This is a genomic window from Cupriavidus sp. 86D6, assembly GCF_057815095.1.
Window position 1 is genome coordinate 12,929 of the sequence record NZ_JBYPSB010000023.1, and the last position, 14,598, is coordinate 27,526.

Sequence of the window (14,598 nt, forward strand, 5' to 3'; positions counted from 1 at the left end):
GGTCTGTCCGGAGTCGGCGAAAAAACCGTCGGAAAACGGGGTGCTGATCCCTTGGACTCTATGCCAGAAATGCTTTCGGAGCAACCTGACGCGGCAAGGTCAGGCGGCGGGCGCCTTGACTTTGGCCGGTGCCGGCGCGGTCATGTACGACGCCGCCGAAGACAGGCGCTCGCGTGTGCGATCGTCCGCCGCCGGCCCTGCCCGCACCACGTGGCGCTTGCCCATCTGCAGCGGCTCGCCGTTGGCGGCATCCACCAGCAGGGGCTCGACGACCGTGCCGGTGTCGCGGTCGACAATCTGCACACTGGCCCCTTCCGGCGCGAAATTGCGGTTGCCCCAGGCCAGCAGCGCCAGCAATACTGGCCGGAAATCGCGCCCGCAGTCGGTCAGCACGTATTCGTAGCGGGGCGGCCGTTCCGAATACTGGCGCTTTTCGAGCAGGCCCTCCTCGACCAGGCCATTGAGCCGGCGCGTGAGCATGTTCGGCGCGATATCGAGGTTGCGCTGGAATTCGTCGAAGCGTTTCGTGCCATAGAACGCGTCGCGCAGAATCAGAATGCTCCACCACTCGCCCACGCGTTCGAGGCTGCGGGCGATCGGGCATTGCATGTTGCGGAAAGTCTTGCGTTGCATGTCGTTCCCGTTTGTCGGTGTATCGGCCCGATGATACCCACCTTTCGGCACGCATCGGCCAAAGCCCCGTCGGCACGGCCGACATACCGGGCGGCACCTAGCGAAAAAAGGCGCCCCGACCATTGGCCGTGGCGCCGCAATGCCTGCGCGTCGTGGAGTCCGCGCGGGCCCCTCGCTTGCCTTGTATGAGCCGGGAACGGCTCCGGATCAGAAAATGTGCCGAACGCCCAGCGACACACCCAGCTGGCCGCTGGCATCGGGCGTCTTGTAATAGACCTGCGACGTCGAGGGCAGGTAGCCCACCGACTGGCCGTTCGGCAGGTACGAAATGTTGTCCCAGTTCAGCGACGCGTTGCGCGCGTAGTTCACCGCGAAGAACACATCGGTCCGCTTGGACAGGCTGTAGTCGGCCAGTGCCAGGTACTGCTGCGGGTTCTTGGGGTTGGTCGTCACGCCGCCGATACGTGCGGACTTGATGTCGTCGTAGTAATAGGCCAGCGACAGGCGCAGCGCAGCGGTGGCGTCCCAGTTCACGCCCACCCAGTACATGTCGTCGCGGTGCGGCAGCAGGGTTGGCGTGCCGGTGGCCGGCGCCACCGAGTTGCCCCAGCGGTAGCCCGCCACCATCTTGACCTGCCCCAGCCGGTAGCTGGCCCCCAGCATCGCGCGCATGTCGCGGCCATAGTCGTTCGATCCCGAAGTGCCGGCGGCCTGCGCGGTGTTGAGCGTCGTGACCTCGTCATAGGCCGCCGCGATACCGAACGGGCCATTCGCATAAGACAGACCCACGCCATAGGCCGAGCCCGCGGCGAACGTGCCGCTGCGTTCACCGAACGACCAGTGCGCCATGGCCGTGAGCGGGCCGAACGTGCCTTGGTACTGCACCACGTTGTTCTCGCGGAAGTTCGGGCCGGCGACGCCCACCACCGGTTCGAATTCCGGGGCATACGCCAGCGGCGTGAAGCTGCCCATCGTCAGGAACGCCGAGGTGTACTGGCGGCCGAAGGTCACCTTGCCCCACTGGTTCTGCAGGCCCACGAAGGCCTGGCGGCCGAACAGCAGCCCGCCATTGCCCATCTTGCCGTCATCGGTGTTGAACTGGTTTTCCAGCACGAACAGGCTCTTCAGCCCACCGCCAAGCTCTTCGACGCCCCGCAGGCCGAAACGCGACTGCGCGATGCCCGACGAATTCATGAACACGGCCGATCCGCTGCCCGGTGCCAGCACCCCGTTGCTGGTGTTCTGCACGTGGTTGACGTACTGGATGCTGGAGGTGACAACGCCATAGAGCGTCACGGACGATTGGGCCCAGGCGGCGGGCGCAAGCAGCGCGCCGGCAAGCGCAGCGAACAGCGTCTTCTTCATTGTTTTACGGTTCCGAGTGTGGTGGCTGGTGGCGCCAGTGGTCTCCTCCGTCCAGCGCCCGGGTGCGATCGTCGCCAATCGCGTCAGGTCGAATTAATCTCTCGTATTAATTTGACATGGACCGCAGGCTAACGGCATACGCACGTTCAGTTAGTTAGGACTTTCCCGGAGAGGTACGAAAATGGAGAAAATGCGACGCCAAATGGATGTCGGACATCGGATTTTTCCGTATCCTTGCGAGGCTTTCATTTTGATAACGACAAGCCAGCCAGCGACGCCACCACGCCATGAAGCTCAAGCAAGCGCGCGCCATGATCGCGGATGAGCAGCGCCCACCCGCGCACGACCCCCGCCGTACGCCAGGTCGCAAGGCCGCTGCCGCCGATGCCGACCGTCCGGCAGGCGCGCCCGACGCCCAAAGCGCCAAAAGCGCCCAGGGGACGGACGCTGCCGCCGCTACCGCCTCTGGCGCCCCTGACGGTCTGACCGATACCGCGCGGCGCATTCTTGAAATCGCCGAGCGCCTGTTTGCCGAGCAGGGTGTGGAACAGGTGCCGCTACGCCAGATCGTGGTGGAAAGCGGCCAGCGCAACCGTTCCGCCCTGCACTATCACTTCGGATCGCGCGAAGCCCTGGTCAGCCACCTGCTGAACCGGCGCCTGCACCAGGTCAACGAAATCCGCCACCGGCATCTGGACGAACTGGAAGGCCGCGGCCGGCCCATCGACATACACGGCGTGGTGCAAGCCACCATCCGACCGCTGGTCGAGGTGGTGCTGGACACCGACTGGGGCACCAACTACCTGCAGGTGCTGGCCCAGACCACGTTCAGCCCGGCCCTGCTCAACAAGGGGCTGGTCGACAAGACCGCCATGAGCGCGCTGTACCGGGTGCGCGAACACCTCTATGCGCTGCTGCCTGACGTGCCGCGCGACGTCATGAAGCTTCGCCTGATCTGGTTCATGGATACGGTGGTGTATTCGCTGGCCCACTGGGTGCGGGAACGCAGCAAGCGGGCCCGCAGCGGGCCGCCCGTGGAGGAATTGATCGATTTCTGCGCGGCGGCCCTGGCGGGTCCAAGGCCGCCGGCCGGCACGTCCGGGGCATCCGGGGCAGGCCCGGGGCTGGCGACCTCCCCGAAGCCGCCGAGAGCGCCCCGGGCGCGCTGATCAGCCCGTGGCGCGGGCCGCGTCGGGCGCGGTACGGGCCAGCACCGGCACCAGTGCCGCACCCGTGTGGCTGGCCTTGATGCGCGACAGCGTTTCGGGGTCTGCGGCCCCGACGATGGTGCCGCCATGGGCACCGCCCTCCGGCCCCAGGTCGATAATCCAGTCGGCCTCGGCAATCACGTCCAGGTCGTGCTCGATCACCACCACGCTGTGGCCGCCGTCCGTGAGCCGGTGCAGCACGCGGATCAGCCGCGCCACGTCGGCCATGTGCAGGCCCACGGTCGGCTCGTCGAGCACGTAGAGCGTGTGGGGCGCCTTCTGGCCGCGCCGCGTGATGTCATCGCGCACCTTCGACAGCTCCGTCACCAGCTTGATCCGCTGCGCCTCGCCGCCAGACAGCGTCGGCGACGGCTGACCCAGCGTCAGATAGCCCAGGCCGACGTCCTTCATCAGCTGCAGCGGATGGCCGATCTGCGTGATGGCCGCGAAGAACTCCACAGCCTCGTCGATCTCCATCGTCAGCACGTCACCGATGTTCTTGCCGCGCCACGTCACCGCCAGGGTTTCGGGGTTGAAACGTTGCCCGTGGCACACGTCGCACGGCACCTTCACATCGGGCAGGAAGCTCATGCCGATGGTGCGCACGCCCTGCCCCTCGCAGGCGGGGCAGCGCCCGTCGCTGGTGTTGAACGAGAACCGCGATGCGCTGTAGCCGCGCGCCTTGGCTTCCAGCGTCTCGGCAAACAGCTTGCGAATCGCGTCCCAGACGCCGATATAGGTCGCCGGACAGGATCGCGGCGTCTTGCCGATCGGCGTCTGGTCCACTTCGAGCACGCGGTCGATCGATTCCCAGCCGCTGATACCCGCGCAGCCGTGCCAGGCGTGCTCCACACTGAGCGCCTTCGTGGCCGTGGGCTTGCCGGCTTTTTCGGCTGCGGCACGCGCCCGGCGCGTGGCCGGCGACGACATCACCGAGCGCCCCACCGCATCGAGCAGATTGGTCATCAGCACGTCCCGCGCCAGCGTGGACTTGCCGGAGCCCGACACGCCCGTGATGGCCACCAGCCGCCCCAGCGGAATCCGCGCGGTCACGTCACGCAGGTTGTGCAGGTGCGCCCCCTCGACGGTCAGCCACTGGGCCGGCTCGGCTTCCTTGCCGGCACGCGCCGGCCTGACCGGCCTGCGCGGTTGCAGCGGGTGGATCATCGGATGCGCCAGGAACCGGCCCGTGGTGGAATCGGCAGCGGCCGACAGCGCGGCCACGCCGCCCTGCGCCACCAGATTGCCGCCGCGCTTGCCGGCCCCCGGGCCGATGTCGATGATGTGGTCGGCCCGGCGGATGGTGTCCTCGTCGTGCTCCACCACGACCAGCGTGTTGCCCTTGTCACCGAGCTTGCGCAAGGCATCGAGCAGGATCTGGTTGTCGCGCGGATGCAGGCCGATGGTCGGCTCGTCCAGCACGTAGCAGACGCCCTGCAGGTTGCTGCCAAGCTGGGCGGCCAGCCGGATACGCTGCGCCTCGCCGCCAGACAGGCTCGGCGCGGCACGGTCCAGGCTCAGGTAGCCAAGTCCCACCTCTTCCAGGAACTGCAGGCGGCTGGCGATCTCGGTCACCACATCGCGGGCAATCTCGGCATCGCGCCCTTTCAGGCGCAGGCCATCGACCCAGCGGCGGGTGTCGGACACCGTCCATTGCGCCACGTCGGTAATGGCATTCGCGTCGAACGTGACCGCCCGGGCCACAGGGTTCAGGCGCGTGCCGCCGCAGTCCGGGCATGGCGTATCGGCCACGCCTTCGGGTTCCTGCTCCTCGGACGGCAGACTCTGCTCGCGGCCACGGTCGTCGCCGCCCAGCACCGTGTCATCGAACGCCGCGCGCTGTTCGCCCGTTAGTGCCAGACCCGTGCCGACACAGGTGCCGCACCAGCCGTGCTTGCTGTTGTACGAGAACATGCGCGGGTCCAGCTCCGGATAGCTGGTGCCGCAGACCGGACAGGCGCGCTTGGTCGAAAACACCCTGGTTTCGCCGACCTTGCCCGACCCCTTGCCGTCGTGCATGGCGTCGTGCAGTCCGTCCAGCGGTGCCAGCAAGTGCATCACGCCCTTGCCCAGTTCCAGCGTCTGATCCAGCAAGGCGCGCAGTGCCGCCTCGTTGTCTGGAGAAACGACGATGTCACCGACAGGCAGTTCGATCGTGTGCTCGCGGAAACGGTCCAGACGCGGCCAGGGATCGACCGGCAGGAATTCGCCATCCATGCGCAGATGCGTATTGCCGCGCGCCTTGGCCCACTTGGCCAGGTCGGTATAGACGCCCTTGCGGTTCACCACCAGCGGGGCCAGCAGGCCCACGTGCTGGCCGCGATAGTCGCGCAGCAGCTGGGCTGCGATCGATGCCGGGCTTTGCGATGTCACCGGCGCCCCGTCATGCACGCAATGCTGGATGCCCAGCTTGACGTAGAGCAGCCGCAGGAAGTGCCAGACTTCGGACGTCGTCGCCACGGTACTCTTGCGGCCGCCACGCGACAGCCGCTGCTCGATGGCCACCGTCGGCGGGATGCCATAGACCGCATCCACTTCCGGGCGCCCAGCCGGCTGCACGATAGACCGCGCATAGGCGTTCAGCGATTCCAGATAGCGGCGCTGTCCTTCGTGGAACAGGATGTCGAATGCCAGCGTGGACTTGCCCGATCCCGACACCCCGGTAATCACGTTGAACTTGCCGTGCGGAATGTCGACGTTGAGCGCCTTCAGGTTGTGCTCGTGGGCATTGACGATGCGCACCACGCCCTCGCCTTCCACGGCGCGGCGCGCCCGGGCGGCCTGCACCGCGGCCTGCAGCGGCAAACCGTGCCTGGCCTGTTCCTCGCGCTCGGCGGCCAGCGTGCCCGATTCGCCCAGGGCCTTGTCATAGGCCAGCAGCGCATGGCCGGTATGCGAATTGGCGCAGCCCTTGACCATGTCGGGCGTGCCCACGCAGAGCACCTCGCCACCGGCGTCCCCGCCTTCGGGGCCCAGATCGACAATCCAGTCGGAAGCACGGATCACATCGAGGTTGTGCTCGATCACGATCAGCGAGTGCCCGCCATCGAGCAGCTTGCCGAACGCGCGCATCAGCTTGGCGATATCGTCGAAGTGCAGCCCGGTGGTCGGTTCGTCGAACATGAACAGGCGCTTGGGCAGCACCACGGCCTTGCGGTTCTTCACCGGCTGCGCGGCCGCCGTTTCGGCCAGGAAGCCGGCCAGTTTCAGGCGCTGCGCCTCGCCACCCGACAGCGTCGGCACCGGCTGGCCCAGCTTCACATATTCCAGGCCCACGTCGGCAATCGGCGCCAGCACGCGCAGTACGGCCGCATCGCCTTCGAACAGCGCCGTCGCCTCGCTGACGGTCAGTTCCAGCACGTCGGCCACGCTCAGCGTGCGCGGTGCCTGGCCGCGCGCGGCACGCTCGATCTTCACTTCGAGCACTTCGGCGCGATAGCGCGTGCCATCGCAGTCCGGGCAGCGCAGGTAGACATCGGAGAGGAACTGCATCTCCACGTGCTCGAAGCCCGAGCCGCCGCAGGTGGGGCACCGGCCGTCGCCCGAGTTGAAGCTGAACGTGCCGGCCGTATAGCCGCGCTGCAGCGCCAGCGGCGCCTTGGCAAACAGCTTGCGGATCTCGTCGAACGCGCCCACGTAGCTGGCCGGGTTGGAACGCGCCGTCTTGCCGATGGGCGACTGGTCGACAAAGACCACGTCATCGACCAGATCGGCACCCACCAGGTCGCGGAATGCCCCGGGCGATTCGGTGGCCTTGCCGAAATGGCGTGCCATGGCCGGATACAGCACATCCTGCAGCAGGGTGGATTTGCCCGAACCGGACACGCCAGTGACGCAGACCAGCCGGTTCAGCGGAATCTCGACCGTCACGTCCTTGAGGTTGTGCTCCGTGGCCCCTTCCAGCTTCAGGCGCGGCGTGGTGTCGTCCACGGGCCGCAGGCGCCAGTCCGTGGCATCGGTCACGCGCCGGCGGCCGCCCAGGTAGTCGCCCGTCAGCGTCGGTTCCTTGCGGATGGTGTCCGGCGTGCCGTCGAAGATGATCGAGCCGCCGCGCTCGCCCGGGCCGGGGCCCATGTCGATCAGGCGGTCGGCTGCCAGCATTACCGACGGATCGTGTTCCACCACCACCAGCGTGTTGCCGGCATCGCGCAGGCGGTGCATGGCCTCGACGATGCGGTTCAGGTCGCGCGGATGCAGGCCGATGCTGGGCTCGTCCAGCACGAACAGCGTATTCACCAGCGACGTGCCCAGCGCGGTGGTCAGGTTGATCCGCTGCACCTCGCCGCCCGACAGCGTGCGGCTCTGGCGATCCAGCGTCAGATAGCCCAGGCCCACGTCGCACAGGTACTTCAGGCGCGTGCGGACTTCGGCCAGCAGCAGCTTGAGCGCATCGTCGAGCAAGGCGCTCGACAGCGTCAGGTCGTCGAAAAAGCGGCGGATGCGCGCAATCGGCATCAGCATCAGATCGTGGACGGTCAAACCCGGCAGGCTTTCCAGCTGGGCGCGGTTCCAGGCCACGCCCTTCGGCAGGAAGCGGCTGGCCGGCGCCAGCACGGCGTCAGCGTTGTCCTTGCTGCCCAGGCGCCACAGCAGGGCTTCGGTTTTCAGGCGCGCGCCGCAGCAGGTTTCGCACGGCGTGTAGCTGCGGTACTTCGACAGCAGCACGCGGATGTGCATCTTGTAGGCCTTCGACTCCAGGTAGTTGAAGAACCGCATCACGCCGTACCACTGCTTGTTCCACTGGCCATTCCAGTCGGGCGACCCATGAATCACCCAGTGCTGCTCGGCCTCGCTGAGCTGGTTCCACGCCAGGTCGCGCGGAATCCCGGCCTTGGCCGCATACCGCATCAGGTCGTCCTGGCATTCCTTCCAGGCCGGCGTCTGCATCGGCTTGATCGCCCCGTCGCGCAGCGACTTGCGCCCGTCCGGAATCACCAGGCCCAGGTCCACGCCGATCACCCGCCCAAACCCTCGGCAGGTCTCGCAGGCCCCGTAGGCGGAGTTGAACGAGAACAATGCCGGCTGCGGGTCCGCATAGCGGATATCGCTCTCGGGGCTGTGCAGCCCGGTGGAGAACTTCCACACCGGGCCCTCGCCCTCGTCGGTCACCACATTGACGCTGACCCGGCCGCCGCCGCGCTTCAGCGATGCCTCGATGGCCTCGATGGCGCGCGCCTTTTCCACATTGCCGATGCGGAAGCGGTCCGCCACCACATCGAGCACCTTGCGGTTGCCAGTTGGCGATTCGACGATGCGCTGCCCATGCACCCGCGTATAGCCGCTGACCGACAGCCACTGCGTCACTTCGTCCTCGGTGGCCGATTCCGGCAGTTCGACCGGAAACGTCACCACCAGCCGGGCATCGGCAAACGGCTGGCCGGCGGCCGTGCGGGCCTGCAGTTCGGCGTAGATCGTCTCGGGCGAGTCGTGGCGTACCGGCAGCGCGGTCTGCTTGTCGAACAGCTCGGCCGCACGGGCGTACAGCAGCTTCAGGTGGTCGTTGAGCTCGGTCATCGTGCCCACGGTCGACCGCGAACTGCGCACCGGGTTGGTCTGGTCGATGGCAATGGCGGGCGGCACGCCGTCCACCTTGTCCACCTGCGGCCGGTCCATGCGGTCGAGAAACTGGCGCGCATAGGCGCTGAAGGTCTCCACGTAGCGGCGCTGGCCTTCGGCGTACAGCGTGTCGAACACCAGGCTCGACTTGCCTGACCCCGACGGCCCCGTCACCACGGTCATTTGCCCGGTGTGCAGGTCGAGATCAACGTTCTTGAGATTGTGCTGACGGGCGCCGCGAATACGGATCGTACCGGAATCTGACAATTTCTTGCCTCGAATCAGTGAGTTGGATGCAGAACTTAACGTTCTTTGGAAGCTTTTCACCACGCCGCGCGGGCGCGGAAGTGCCCTAACTATACTGTATAAACGTACAGGCTTCCTGACAGCCAGCAGACAATTCCGATTTCGGAAGCCATGCGTCCCGGCAGGCGGATCTTGCGCCAGAATGCCTACCCACGTTCAAGTCGCCCCCGAATTGAGCAAACATCGTTTGCATAATATTAGCAATGCGCTAACATCGGGATGCAGCACGAGATCGAGTTCACCAGGGAGGCGACACAGCAGCTGCTGTCGATGCCCCGAAACGTCGCCCGCAACATCCGGGCCAAGGTAGGTCTGCTGGCAGCGGACCCTTATGCGCCAAACCAGAACGTGCGCAAGCTGATGGGCCGGGACGCCTTTCGGCTGCGCGTTGGCGACTGGCGGGTCTTGTACCGGATCGAAGCCGGGCAGTTGGTGGTCGTCGTGCTGACCGTCAAATCACGTGGGAGTGCATATCAATGACCGCGATACAGTTCATCCAGCGCGAAGGCAACCGCGAATATGCGATCGTTCCGATCGACCTCTGGGAGCGCGTCCAGCACCTGTTTGAAGCCATGGAAGATGTCCGGATGCACGACGCCGCCGTGGCCGCCGACGACGGCTTCCGGATTCCGGCTGCCGTGCTCGACGCCCTGCTGGCCGGCGACCACCCGATCAAGGCGTGGCGCGACCATCGCCGGCTGACTCAGGACGCGCTGGCCAGCACGGCCGGTGTCAGCAAGCCCTATCTGAGCCAGATCGAAAACCGCAAGCGCGACGGCAGCATCGAGGTGCTGCGCGCCCTGGCCACCGCGCTGGCCGTGCCGCTGGACTTGCTGGTGGAAGACCCGCCCGCCTGAGCGCGCCGGGCCCGGTTACCCGCGCTGCGGCAGCTTCCAGCCCGGACGGATGAAGTGACAGGTATAGCCGTTGGGAATCCGCTCCAGGTAGTCCTGGTGTTCGGGTTCGGCCTCCCAGAACGGCCCGGCCGGTGCGATTTCCGTCACGACCTTGCCCGGCCACAAGCCAGACGCATCAACGTCGGCCGCGGTCTGTTCGGCCACCTTCTTCTGTTCGTCGTCGAGGTAAAAGATCGCCGAACGGTAGCTGGTGCCGATATCGTTACCCTGGCGGTTCTTCGTCGTCGGATCGTGGATCTGGAAGAAGAACTCAAGAATCTGGCGATAGCTGATCTGCTTCGGATCGAACACGATCTCGATGCCTTCGGCGTGCGTGCCGTGATTGCGGTAGGTGGCGTTGGGCACATCGCCCCCGGTGTAGCCAACGCGCGTGGTCAGCACGCCCGGGTAACGGCGCAGCAGGTCCTGCATGCCCCAGAAGCAGCCGCCGGCCAGGATCGCGGTTTCGGTTTGTGTGGTCATCGTGATATTCCATCGCAATACATCGAGCCTCGTAATATACGCAACCCCCACGAAACTCGCTGACCCGCCATGAAGTCTCCACCACACGCGAACGATGTCATCCAGACGCTGCGGCGCGAGATCGCCGCCTGCACCCACTGCGCCGCCGCCCTGCCCGCCGGGCCGCGCCCCGTGGTGCAGTTCAGCGGCACGTCGCGGATCGTGGTGATCGGCCAGGCGCCGGGTTCGCGGGTGCATGCCAGCGGCGTGCCGTTCGATGACCCGAGCGGCGACAGGCTGCGGGCCTGGATGGGCGTGACAAAGGACGAGTTCTACGACGCCGCGCGCGTCGCCATCATGCCGATGGGGTTTTGCTACCCCGGCAAGGGCAAGAGCGGTGACCTGCCGCCCCGGCGCGAATGCGCGCCGCTGTGGCATCAGCGCGTGCTGGCCTGCCTGCCCGACGACCGCCTGACCCTGCTGGTCGGCACCTATGCCCAGGCCGCCTATCTGCCGAAGCAGCCGGCGGTGCCAAAGCGGTCGATGACCGAACTGGTAGCCGATTTCCTAGATTTCGGCCCGAATGTGTTTCCGCTGCCCCACCCATCGTGGCGCGTGGTGCCCTGGATGCGCCAGCACCTGTGGTTCGAGTCAGCACTATTGCCCGCGCTGCAGGCCGCCGTGCGGGCGCGGTTATCCGGCTGAGGCCTCAGTCGTCGCGCATCCGCAGGGCGGCGAGCGTAAACGGCTTGGCCAGTACCGTGGTGGCCAGCGCCATCAGCAACAGGCCGGAGAACGCGGGTGTGCTGATCAGCCGGTTTTCCAGCAGGATGGCCAGCACCACCACTTCCATCAGTCCCTTGGTCTGCGCCAGCGCGCCGGCGGCCCAGGCATCGCGCCGGCCCAGACCGGCCCATCGCGCCGGCAGCGCAGTGCCCGCCATCTTGCCGGCCACGGCCACCACCGTCGTCACGGCAAAGACGATCAGCGCATCGGTCCCGGCCGTGTTGAGGTCGGTCCGCAGTCCGGTCATCAGGAAGAAGAACGGCATCAGCACCACCACGGTGGTGGGCTCCAGCTGCTTGCCGATATCGGCGGCCAGTTGGCGCGGCAGCACCACGCCGGCCAGGAACCCGCCCAGGATGTAATGCAGGCCGGTCTGTTCCGATATGCAGGCCGATGCAAAGATCAGCACCACCACCGCCGCCAGCCGCGCGTCATGCCCGCGCATGGCGGGCAGCCATCGCGCCAGCAACGGCCGCACCAGCGCGAACATCACCGCCAGATAGATGGCGCCGCCGATCGCCAGCTTCAGCGGCTGCGCGGCGGCCTGACCGGTGCTGGCCAGGATGCATGACAGCACGATCCAGATCGCCGCATCGCTGAATGCCGAACAGGCCAGCGCCAGGCGTCCGGCCGTGGAATCGGTCAGCTTCATCTCGCGCAGGATGGCGCCGAGCACCGGCAACGCCGTGACCGCCATGGACACCCCGACGGCAATGGCGAATTGCCAGGGGGTGGCCGCCTCGCCCGCCAGCGTGGGGCGCCAGGCGCCGAGTACATAACCGGCGCCCACCCCCAGGACAAATGGCAGCGCGACGCAGCTCGGCGCGGCCCATAGCGCGATACGGCGCAGGCCCCGGGCCTCCGGGCCGCCGACGTGCAGCCCGGACAGGAACGCAAACAGCACCACCGCCAGCCATTGCAGCCCCGACAGCGCAGTGAGCTTCTGCGCGCCGAACAGCGCGTGCCAGTTGTCCGGCCAGAGCGCACCCAGTACCGACGGCCCGAGCACGATGCCTCCGGCGATCTGCATCACGACCAGGGGCACGATGCCGCCCATGCGCAGGCCGCGCCACAACACCAGCGGCACGCCGACGACCAGGCAAGCCTGGACGAAGAAAATGGAAGCGGGGTTCAGCGCGGACGGATTCATGGGGCGTCTTGGGTATGGCTTGATGCGTGGGGCGGCTGCCCGCTGGCGAAGCCGCGATGATACGGCAGTGCCGAGAGCCGCCCTCAACCGAGCGGCAGTGCGGTGCTGTAGAGCACCTGTTTCAGGGCAAAGCTCGACCGGATGCTGGCCACGCCCGGAATGCGCGTGATCTGGTCGATGATCAGCCGCTCCAGCGCCTCCACGTCGGGCACCACCACGCGCAACAGGTAATCGGCATCGCCCGACATCAGGTAGCACTCCATCACCTGCGGCAGCGCGCCGATCTTGCGCTCGAACGTATCGAGTGTCTCGCGCCGCTGTTTGTCCAGTGACACGGAGATAAACACCACCACCTTCAAGCCCAGCCGCCGGGCATCGAGCAGCGTCACGCGGCGCGAGATCACGCCGATCTTTTCCAGGCGTTTCACGCGCGCCAGGCATGGCGATGGCGACAGATTGATGCGGCTGGCCAGTTCCACATTGGTCAGGCTGCCGTCGCGCTGCAATTCCCCCAGGATACGGATGTCAGTGGCGTCCAGATCGATGTCCAGCATGTTCGGCTTCCATAGTCAGGTTTGCCGGCATTCTATGCTGTAACGGGCCGTGATGACAAAGTGCCGGCCGATGCTGCGGTGCAATGAATCGTAGACTTTTGGACATTCGGCGAGTCATTCCGGTGACTCCCCAGCCCGCTCCGACCCCACACGATTTCATGTCCGTCATTGCCCCCGCCGGCAGCGCCCGCTCTGCCGCCTTCAAGTCATTTCTGCCGTTGATCGGCGCCGTCATCATCTGGGGCGGCAACTGGCCCGTGATGAAATTCGGGCTGTCGCACGTCAGCCCGTTGTGGTTTGCCGCGCTGCGCTTCGGCTCGGCGGCGCTGATCAGCTTCGTCGTACTGGGCGCGCTCAAGCGGCTGCGCCTGCCGTCGCGCCAGGAATGGCCGCTGGTGTTCAGTGTCGGCTTGCTGCAGATGGCCGCCTTTACGGCGCTGGCGCTGTGGGCGCTGCAATATGTGGCGCCGGGACGCGCCTCGGTGGTGGCCTACGCCACGGCCATCTGGGTGATTCCGCTGTCGTCGCTGGTGCTGGGCGAACGGCCGTCGCGCTGGCAATGGCTGGCCACCGGCTTCAGCTACGCCGGCATCGCCGTGATCGTCGCGCCGGCGCTGGGCGGCTGGGAACTGCACACGGTCATGGGCCTGACGATGCTGCTCGGGGCGTCGCTGGCGTGGTCGGTCAGCATCATCCACCTGCGGGCCCACCGCCATGTGCGGCTCGGTGCCGACATGATCCCGTGGGAATGCGCGGTGGCGACGGTGCCGCTGGTGCTGCTGGCCTTGTTGCGGGACGGTGCGCCCGACCTGGCCGCCATCGGCGAAATCTGGCCCGCCGTGCTGTACACCGGCCCGCTGGCCACGGCCCTGACGTTTATCGTGGTGCTCAACGTCACCCAGTCGCTGCCACCGGCAGCCACGTCCATCGCCATGCTGGGCGTGCCGCTGCTCGGGCTGGTGCTGTCCGCCGTGGCCTGGCACGAACGGATTTCGGCGGATCTGTCGATTGGCCTCGGGTTGATCGCGCTGGGCGTGGTAACCACGGCGCTGGCGCCCCGGCTGGGCCGCCTGGCGTCGCGCGGATCGCTCTGATCCCGCTGATCGCGCTGCTGCTCAGGGCTCGACTGAAAGTTCGCGCTTCAGCGTACGCAGCACGAACGTGGAATGGCTGTGCCGCAGGCCCGGCAGCTTGTAGAGCTTGTGGCGCAGGAATTCCTCATAGCCCTCGGTTCCGGCCACGGCCACCTTGATCAGGTAGTCGTACTCGCCCGTCAGCAGATGGGCCTCCAGCACTTCTGGCAATTCGGCCAGCGCCTCGCCAAAGCGGTGCAGCATATCGTCGTCGTGACGGTCCAGCGTGACCTCGATCAGCACGGTATCGGGCAGCCCCAGCGCCTTCTGGTTCAGCAGCGCGGCGTACCCGCCAATCACCCCGGCGTCCTCCAGCGCCTTGACCCGGTTCCAGCAGGGCGTGGCGGACAACCCCACCCGCTCGGCCAGCTTGGCGTTGGAGATCCGCCCATCGCGGCGCAGTTCGCGCAGGATGCGGCGGTCGATGTCGTCGAGTTTGGGAACGTTCGTCACGGCAATCCGATGATGGAGGATAAATTAACCGTCATTTTACTTCACTGCGGCAGATTCTTCTCCACACCGAGGCGTATCGAGGAAATTTCAGAAGCC

The 14,598-nt window shown here is 66.6% G+C and carries 12 protein-coding genes; 5 read left to right on the forward strand and 7 right to left on the reverse strand.

All coding sequences use genetic code 11. From position 1 onward, the window contains the following. Window positions 1-99: 99 nt before the first annotated feature. Together AC3G88_RS27890 and AC3G88_RS27895 are read right to left on the reverse strand one after the other, a co-directional pair. Window positions 100-633 (reverse strand): winged helix-turn-helix transcriptional regulator, encoded by a 534-nt coding sequence (locus tag AC3G88_RS27890; RefSeq protein WP_488894353.1) that lies wholly within the window; start codon window positions 631-633, stop codon window positions 100-102. Between the two features lie 207 nt (window positions 634-840). After that, a complete protein-coding gene (locus tag AC3G88_RS27895; RefSeq protein WP_488772408.1) occupies window positions 841-1,998 on the reverse strand; it encodes a porin in 1,158 nt (385 codons plus the stop codon). A gap of 287 nt (window positions 1,999-2,285) precedes the next feature. On the opposite strand from AC3G88_RS27895, the gene AC3G88_RS27900 reads away from it, so the two are divergent. Next, window positions 2,286-3,167, forward strand: a complete 882-nt coding sequence (locus tag AC3G88_RS27900; protein WP_488894354.1) for a TetR/AcrR family transcriptional regulator — start codon at window positions 2,286-2,288, stop codon at window positions 3,165-3,167. Here the strand turns inward: AC3G88_RS27900 and uvrA are convergent, their stop codons facing one another. Further along, entirely contained in the window at window positions 3,168-9,029 is a 5,862-nt protein-coding gene (gene uvrA / locus AC3G88_RS27905; RefSeq protein WP_488772410.1) for an excinuclease ABC subunit UvrA, read from the reverse strand. A gap of 258 nt (window positions 9,030-9,287) precedes the next feature. On the opposite strand from uvrA, the gene AC3G88_RS27910 reads away from it, so the two are divergent. Beyond that, window positions 9,288-9,548 carry a type II toxin-antitoxin system RelE family toxin gene (locus AC3G88_RS27910; RefSeq protein ID WP_153949507.1) on the forward strand — a complete coding sequence of 87 codons (261 nt, stop codon included), beginning with the start codon at window positions 9,288-9,290 and terminating at the stop codon, window positions 9,546-9,548. After that, on the forward strand, window positions 9,545-9,925 hold the full coding sequence (locus AC3G88_RS27915; protein WP_488772412.1) for a helix-turn-helix domain-containing protein: 381 nt from the start codon (window positions 9,545-9,547) through the stop codon (window positions 9,923-9,925). The genes AC3G88_RS27910 and AC3G88_RS27915 overlap by 4 nt, the downstream gene beginning before the upstream one ends. 15 nt (window positions 9,926-9,940) lie before the next feature. Here the strand turns inward: AC3G88_RS27915 and msrA are convergent, their stop codons facing one another. Beyond that, window positions 9,941-10,447 (reverse strand): peptide-methionine (S)-S-oxide reductase MsrA, encoded by a 507-nt coding sequence (msrA, locus tag AC3G88_RS27920; protein WP_092600811.1) that lies wholly within the window; start codon window positions 10,445-10,447, stop codon window positions 9,941-9,943. A gap of 69 nt (window positions 10,448-10,516) precedes the next feature. Between msrA and AC3G88_RS27925 the strand changes: the two genes are divergently transcribed. Further along, on the forward strand, window positions 10,517-11,131 hold the full coding sequence (locus AC3G88_RS27925) for a uracil-DNA glycosylase family protein (protein WP_488772413.1): 615 nt from the start codon (window positions 10,517-10,519) through the stop codon (window positions 11,129-11,131). 4 nt (window positions 11,132-11,135) lie between these two features. On the opposite strand, the gene AC3G88_RS27930 is transcribed toward AC3G88_RS27925, so the two are convergent. Beyond that, window positions 11,136-12,362 carry a cation:proton antiporter gene (locus AC3G88_RS27930; protein ID WP_488894355.1) on the reverse strand — a complete coding sequence of 409 codons (1,227 nt, stop codon included), beginning with the start codon at window positions 12,360-12,362 and terminating at the stop codon, window positions 11,136-11,138. Between the two features lie 83 nt (window positions 12,363-12,445). Continuing rightward, on the reverse strand, window positions 12,446-12,916 hold the full coding sequence (locus AC3G88_RS27935; RefSeq protein ID WP_066739987.1) for an Lrp/AsnC family transcriptional regulator: 471 nt from the start codon (window positions 12,914-12,916) through the stop codon (window positions 12,446-12,448). A gap of 158 nt (window positions 12,917-13,074) precedes the next feature. On the opposite strand from AC3G88_RS27935, the gene AC3G88_RS27940 reads away from it, so the two are divergent. Beyond that, window positions 13,075-14,010: a DMT family transporter gene (locus AC3G88_RS27940; RefSeq protein ID WP_488772416.1), complete on the forward strand. Its 936-nt coding sequence runs from the start codon at window positions 13,075-13,077 to the stop codon at window positions 14,008-14,010. A gap of 21 nt (window positions 14,011-14,031) precedes the next feature. Here the strand turns inward: AC3G88_RS27940 and AC3G88_RS27945 are convergent, their stop codons facing one another. Beyond that, entirely contained in the window at window positions 14,032-14,502 is a 471-nt protein-coding gene (locus AC3G88_RS27945; RefSeq protein ID WP_066740198.1) for an Lrp/AsnC family transcriptional regulator, read from the reverse strand. Window positions 14,503-14,598: the final 96 nt, after the last annotated feature.

What these genes read in the sequence shown, in the direction of transcription:
- AC3G88_RS27890 (WP_488894353.1), bottom strand. Translation starts at nt 633, where the DNA reads ATGCAACGCAAGACTTTCCGCAACATGCAATGCCCGATCGCCCGCAGC.
- AC3G88_RS27895 (WP_488772408.1), bottom strand. Translation starts at nt 1,998, where the DNA reads ATGAAGAAGACGCTGTTCGCTGCGCTTGCCGGCGCGCTGCTTGCGCCC.
- AC3G88_RS27900 (WP_488894354.1), top strand. Translation starts at nt 2,286, where the DNA reads ATGAAGCTCAAGCAAGCGCGCGCCATGATCGCGGATGAGCAGCGCCCA.
- AC3G88_RS27910 (WP_153949507.1), top strand. Translation starts at nt 9,288, where the DNA reads ATGCAGCACGAGATCGAGTTCACCAGGGAGGCGACACAGCAGCTGCTG.
- AC3G88_RS27915 (WP_488772412.1), top strand. Translation starts at nt 9,545, where the DNA reads ATGACCGCGATACAGTTCATCCAGCGCGAAGGCAACCGCGAATATGCG.
- msrA (WP_092600811.1), bottom strand. Translation starts at nt 10,447, where the DNA reads ATGACCACACAAACCGAAACCGCGATCCTGGCCGGCGGCTGCTTCTGG.
- AC3G88_RS27925 (WP_488772413.1), top strand. Translation starts at nt 10,517, where the DNA reads ATGAAGTCTCCACCACACGCGAACGATGTCATCCAGACGCTGCGGCGC.
- AC3G88_RS27930 (WP_488894355.1), bottom strand. Translation starts at nt 12,362, where the DNA reads ATGAATCCGTCCGCGCTGAACCCCGCTTCCATTTTCTTCGTCCAGGCT.
- AC3G88_RS27935 (WP_066739987.1), bottom strand. Translation starts at nt 12,916, where the DNA reads ATGCTGGACATCGATCTGGACGCCACTGACATCCGTATCCTGGGGGAA.
- AC3G88_RS27940 (WP_488772416.1), top strand. Translation starts at nt 13,075, where the DNA reads ATGTCCGTCATTGCCCCCGCCGGCAGCGCCCGCTCTGCCGCCTTCAAG.